General features: G+C 65.6%; 3 protein-coding genes. 2 read left to right on the forward strand and 1 reads right to left on the reverse strand.

The genetic code is table 11. The features are described 5' to 3' along the window. Positions 1-154: 154 nt before the first annotated feature. Together phbB and JOZ79_RS08115 are read left to right on the forward strand one after the other, a co-directional pair. A complete protein-coding gene (gene phbB / locus JOZ79_RS08110; protein ID WP_294073019.1) occupies positions 155-877 on the forward strand; it encodes an acetoacetyl-CoA reductase in 723 nt (240 codons plus the stop codon). Then, the gene (locus JOZ79_RS08115; protein ID WP_294073024.1) at positions 877-1119 is read left to right on the forward strand and encodes a ribbon-helix-helix domain-containing protein; all 243 of its coding nucleotides are present in this window, start codon (positions 877-879) and stop codon (positions 1117-1119) included. Before phbB ends, JOZ79_RS08115 begins: the two co-directional genes overlap by 1 nt. A 12-nt stretch (positions 1120-1131) precedes the next feature. Here the strand turns inward: JOZ79_RS08115 and JOZ79_RS08120 are convergent. After that, positions 1132-4897 (reverse strand): NAD-glutamate dehydrogenase domain-containing protein (locus tag JOZ79_RS08120; protein WP_294073022.1); only part of this gene is annotated, 3766 nt, incomplete at its 5' end.

Genomic DNA, 4897 nt, shown 5'->3' on the forward strand with positions numbered 1-4897 from the left:
AGACTTTCCTCGGCGCCGGCGGCGATCGTTTTGCCCTGCTCGAGTGCCTGAACGATTCACCCGAGAGCATGGCGATGCTGGAACAACTGGTCGCCCGCGAGCTTGAAGGGTGGCAGCTGCAAACATAAGCGGCGAAACGGGAGAGGAGAGGGCTATGGCTCGAGTGGCGATCGTCACCGGAGGAACGCGCGGCATCGGCGAGGCGATCAGCGTCGCGCTCAGGGACATGGGCATGCAAGTGGCGGCGACCTACGCCGGCAACGACGAGCGCGCGCGGCAGTTCACCGACCGCACCGGAGTTGCGGCATACAAGTGGGACGTGGCGGACTTCGACGCGTGCCAGGAGGGCGTCCGCAAGGTGGAAGCGGACCTCGGGCCAGTGGACGTGCTGGTGAACAATGCCGGCATTACCCGCGACGCGACCATGAAGCGGATGGACCATGCCAAATGGCAGGAGGTCATGGACACCAACCTCGGCGGTTGCTTCAACATGGCCAAGGCCGTGTTCGACGGAATGACGGGACGCGGTTACGGTCGGGTCGTCAACATCGGCTCGATCAACGGCCAGGCGGGCCAGTACGGCCAGGTCAATTACGCGGCGGCCAAGTCCGGCATCCACGGCTTCACGAAGGCGCTGGCCCAGGAAGGGGCGCGCTTCGGCGTTACGGTGAACGCAATCGCTCCCGGCTATATCGATACCGACATGGTTGCCGCCGTGCCGGAGGAAGTGCTCGGCAAGATCGTCGCCCGAATCCCGGTCGGACGGCTCGGGAAGGCCGAGGAGATCGCTCGGGGAGTCGCCTTCCTGTGCGACGAGAATGCGGGCTTCGTCACCGGCTCGACGTTGTCGATCAACGGCGGCCAGCACATGTACTGATCGTGGCCGCGCCGGACTACGCGCCGCCGCGCAAGCGATCCGTGCTGATCGCCGGGCACGCGACCTCGATCAGCCTGGAGCCCATGTTCTGGCAGGCGCTGGAGAGTGCGGCGCGGCAACGCGAATTGACCATCAATGCGCTCGTTGCAGAGATCGACGCTGCTCGCCTAGATGCGCCAAGCCCGCCCAACCTCACATCCGCGATCCGGCAGTGGCTGTTCGCTGCGCGCGTGGCGGTGTAAGCGGCGCGCGGCCTAGCGCGCGAGCAGGATTCGTGCCTGGCTTGCAATCTGGGCGAGCATTGGGGCGCTGACCTGGCCTTCACTGCGGGCGCGCGAGATCAGCGCACGGAACTGGTCGATGCGCGCCTGTTGTGTCTCGATCCAGCTGTCCACCGCCTTGGCGGGGTCCTCCGCCCTGATCCGCGATAGGAACTCGATGCGCAGCTGCTCGAAGTCGCGGGCAAGCCCCGCGGTCAGCAGCCGCTCCCATTCGTCGACCGGAGCGAAGCGCGCGACCTGCTGCTGCGCCCAGTCGAGGCCGAGTGCCTCCCCGAGGCGGGTGTAAGCGCTGGTCAGCGCCAGCTCCTCGAGGTTGCGGCGAGCGGCGAGGGCCGCGATCGCAAATACGCCATCGAGCTCGAACAGCCGCACCAGCCCGCGCACGATATCGTCGCTGGCGCCCAGCGAAACCAGGCGATCGCGCCTCGCTGCCGCTTCATTGCGCACTTCGGAACGGATGAGCTTCGTCGCAGCGGCCGCAATCTTGCGGACACCCGCCTCGAGCAGGTCGCACATCGTGCCGATGCCGGTCTCGCCGGCGACAGAACGAAGAATGTCGGACAGATGGGACCGCACTGTCCGCGATGCGATCGAGAACAATTCGACGCGCACCGTTTCCGGCAACGACGCCTGTTCCATCTGGTCCCACAACTTGTCGAGATCGAGCAGGCGCTCAGCGACCAGAAAAGCGGCAATCACCTGCTGCAGGGAGGCGCCTTCCTCCTCGGTGAGGTCGAACGCGGCCTCAGGCCCAAGGCGATTGACGAGCCGGTTGGCAACCTTGGTCCCGAGGATCTCGTCACGGAGGCGATGATTGCGGATCGCATCGGCGTGCGCCTTGACCATCGGCTTGGGGAAAGCCGCAAACAGCTGCGGCTCCATTAGCCGCTCCTTCGAGAGGTGAAGCGTCTCCGCGGCGTTCTGGAGCACGATCTTGGAGATGGACAGGACGACGGCAAGCTCGGGACGAGTAAGGCCGCGATTATCCTGCTGTCGGCGAAGCATCTCCTCGCTGGACTCGAGGCCTTCGACCTTGCGGTCCAGCCGGCCGGTCGCCTCGAGGATTTCGATGGTCCGGACGTGGCCGGGGAGGGCCTTCGCGCCCCCGCTTTGCGCGATCGACAGAGCAAGGCTCTGCAGCCGATTGTCTTCGAGCACGAGATCGGCGACATCGTCCGTCATTCGCGCCAATAGCGCGTTCCGCCGGGCTTCGGTCAGTCGGCCCTCGCGCATCTCGCGGTTGAGCGGAATCTTGATGTTGACCTCGTTGTCCGAGCAATCGACGCCGGCCGAATTGTCGATGAAGTCGGTGTTAATCCGACCGCCCTTCTCGGCGAACTCGATCCGGCCTTCCTGCGTGATCGCGAGATTGGCCCCTTCACCGATGACTTTCGCCCGGACCTCGGCGCCGTCTGCCCGCACGGCGTCATTCGAAGGATCGCCGACTTCCGCCTGGGTCTGGCCGGATCCCTTGATGTAAGTGCCGATGCCGCCGAACCAGAGGAGGTCGACGGGGCTCTTGAGAATGGCATTCATCAGAGTTGCCGGATCCACCGTCGCGGCATCGATGCCGAGCGCGTGACGCGCCTCGGGGCTGAGATCGATCGCCTTCTGGGTCCGGGGATAAATGCCGCCGCCCTTCGACAACAGCTTGCGGTCGTAATCGTCCCAACTCGAGCGCGGCAGCTCGAACAGCCGCTTGCGCTCGGCAAAGCTCACTTTCGGGTCGGGGGTAGGATCGATGAAGATGTGGCGGTGGTCGAACGCCGCGACGAGCTCGATCGCTTCGCTCAGAAGCATCCCGTTACCGAACACGTCGCCTGACATGTCGCCGCAGCCGGAGACCGTGAATGGGTCGGACTGGACGTCGACTCCCATTTCGAGGAAGTGCCGCTGAACGGAGATCCAGGCGCCCTTCGCCGTGATCCCCATGGCCTTGTGGTCGTAGCCGTTGGAACCGCCGCTGGCGAAGGCGTCGCCAAGCCAGAAATTGCGCTCCAGCGCGATGGCGTTGGCAATGTCGGAGAAGGCCGCGGTGCCCTTGTCGGCGGCAACGACGAAATAGGGGTCGTCCCCGTCGCGGATCACGACTCCGGCGGGGTGCACCACCTTGTCGTTGACCAGATTGTCGGTGACCGAAAGTAGCGACCGGATGAAGATTCGGTAGCTCTCGGTGCCTTCGGCGAGCCATGCGTCCCGGTTCGACGCGGCCGGCAAGTGCTTGGGATAAAAGCCGCCCTTGGCACCGGTCGGCACAATGACCGCATTCTTCACGAGCTGGGCCTTCATCAGTCCCAGGATCTCGGTGCGGAAATCGTCGCGCCGGTCCGACCAGCGGATGCCGCCGCGGGCGATCGGGCCGCCACGCAGGTGAACGCCCTCGACGCGCGGGCTGTATACCCAGATTTCGCGCCAAGGGACCGGCGCGGGCAGGCCCGGTACCAGCGCGGAGTCGACCTTGAAGGCTAATGCCTCCGCGGCGGCGGGAGCGAAGGCGTTGGTGCGCAAGATCGCCTCGACCAGCGCGCGAAGACGCCGCAGGATGCGGTCGTCGTCAATCGAGCCCACACGACCGAGGGCGCGGTCGAAAGCATCCCGAGACTTGTCGAGTCCCGCCTTTCCCTTCGTCAGCGCCGGGTCATGCGCGGACTGGAAGATGCCGATCAGCGCCTTGGCGGCATCCGGGGCCCGTCGAAGCGCGTCGACGATGGTGACGAGGCCATAGGCGACGCCAGTCTGGCGCAAGTAGCGGAACCAGGCGCGAAGCCAGACGACGGCCTGCGTCTCCAGCCCCGCGTACAGCACCAGCTGGTTGAACTCGTCGTCCTCGGCGGCGCCGCAAAGGACATTGGCGATCGCGGATTCGATCTCGGAAGCGCGGTCCAGGATTGACTGCAGATTCGCTTCGCTTCCGATCTCCAGCCTGAAATCGTGGATATAGCCCTGCGTGGCGCCGGTCAGCGCGGTGGGAAGTTCCTCGAGCACCCGGAAGCCGAAATTCTCCATCACCGGAACAGCTTCAGACAACGCAATCAGGCCGGCCCGGCGATAGGTCTTGAGCCGCAGCTGGCCCTCGGGGTCGAGCGGTGATCTCCAGATGCGCACCCCGCGGTCAGCATCGTCGCGAAGGTCGCGCAGGTGAAGGATGTCGGCTGCCGCATCGTCCGGCGCGGTGCGTGACCGATAGCTTTCCGGGAAATGGGGGATGTAGCTCAAAGCGAGGCGGGTCGCGCGCGGCGCCCCCACGGCATCGACCAGTTCCGCCTCGACAGCAGGCGCCCAGCCGCGCACCATCTCGACGACTGCAAGGTCCAGCTTGCGGACGTCCGGTAGTGGCGCGTCGGCGTCGACATATTGGGTATAGCGAATGAGCGCGAGGTCACCGTCCCCGAGCTCGACCGACCAGCTCGTGACCTCGGTCCCGATTTCGTGCTCGAGCATTCTGGCGATCGCCGTCCGGCGCGCGGTCGTGAGCTCTTCGCGAGGCAGCCAGACGAAGGTGAAGAGGTGGCCCTTGAGGATGCTCCTGACCTGCAGGAGCGCCGGGCGTGGGCGGTCGGCAAGCGACATCGCCATCATCACCAGATCGCGCATCGAATCGAGGCTGAGATTGATCAGGAGGTCGCGCGGCAGCGACGCGACCGCGTGACGAAGCGCCTTTCCGCTATGGCCCTTGGGGTCGAAGCCGAAATCCTTGTCGAGGGTCTCCAGGCGCCGGCGGAGCAGCGGCACCTCCTCG

The organism is Sphingomonas sp., assembly GCF_019242355.1.
GTDB lineage: Bacteria > Pseudomonadota > Alphaproteobacteria > Sphingomonadales > Sphingomonadaceae > Sphingomicrobium.

Bases quoted from the DNA above. Each gene is read 5' to 3' on its own strand.
- phbB (WP_294073019.1), top strand. From the start codon at position 155: ATGGCTCGAGTGGCGATCGTCACCGGAGGAACGCGCGGCATCGGCGAG.